This window comes from Arthrobacter sp. I3, assembly GCF_000520575.1.
GTDB classification, from domain to species: domain Bacteria; phylum Actinomycetota; class Actinomycetes; order Actinomycetales; family Micrococcaceae; genus Arthrobacter; species Arthrobacter humicola_A.
The window spans coordinates 49,209-50,212 of the sequence record NZ_KI914908.1 but is presented as its reverse complement, the minus strand read 5'-3'; the positions used below and the strand labels follow the sequence as shown (position 1 = coordinate 50,212).

Genomic DNA, 1,004 nt, shown 5'->3' with positions numbered 1-1,004 from the left:
GGGCGGCGAGCCGCGTCTTCTGCGGTTCGATGGTGTACCGCGGATCTCTGGCCGAGGCGAGGCCCGCCTCAAATACACCAAAACGCGTCAGGGCGGACGCGGTCAGCAACGCGAGTCCGGAGGCCGCAGCCGCTCCGCGGTGTCGGCCGCCCAGCAGTGTTCCCAGCCCGCCGGCGACCGCCAAACGCTCGCTCCATTTCAGCATGGCGCCCGCCTTGCCCTGGTGCAGGGGTTCCGCCGCCACCGGGTCCATCCGTTGTTTCATGACTTTCATGGCAACCACCTCACCTAAGACGCCGAGCACGGCGAGCTTCCGGGCCGGCCCCGTTTCGCGCACCGGCGTGGTGACCATGGCGAGCCCGGCAGAAGCGAGGGCTGCCGAACTTACGAAGACGAACGGCAGTTCCTCGTGGGCAGCGTTCCACGTCGGTGTGGCGGTGTCTCCGAGCAGCACTGCCGTGTAAGCCGCCAGAGGTCCGGCAAAGACGGCGGCCTCGAAGCCGGCCGGTCCCTCGACAGCCCGCAGCACGCTCCGCAACGGGCCCAGCGGAAGCCGGGATCCGCTCATCCGGTCGATCTCCGCCACCGCCGAGACCCCCGCGCCTGCGCTGAAGGCGCTGAGGATCCACGAGCCCACACTCATCGGCGAAGTGACCTTGAAGGTCCGCAGCATATGCAGAAAGCGCTCCGGCCTGCCGAGGTCCTTCACAAGCGCAACAGCCCCGGCACTTACCGCTGCCAAAGCGCTCAAACGCGCGTTACGGCGCAGCGTCGGCCGCCCGCTCAACTGGCCGCCGAGTCCGAGCAAAGCCGAGCCGGCGGCAACGCCGCCCAGGAACAGGTACGCGGCCACATCATTACCCCAGGGTGCCGGCTTTACAACCGGACGGCCGTAATACGAGCTGAATTCCGGCTCGGGAACCATGGGCATTTCCCGGGAGCCGTCGCCATTGGCCGGGCGGCGGCCCGGTCCTCGTTTGCCCTCCCGCCGGCGACGGCGGGCG

Annotated in this window: 1 protein-coding gene; it reads right to left on the bottom strand. The window is 69.0% G+C overall.

Annotated elements, in window-relative coordinates; genetic code table 11:
- Positions 1-1,004 (bottom strand): NrfD/PsrC family molybdoenzyme membrane anchor subunit (gene nrfD, locus Y706_RS23700; RefSeq protein WP_043434932.1); only part of this gene is annotated, 1,004 nt, incomplete at both ends.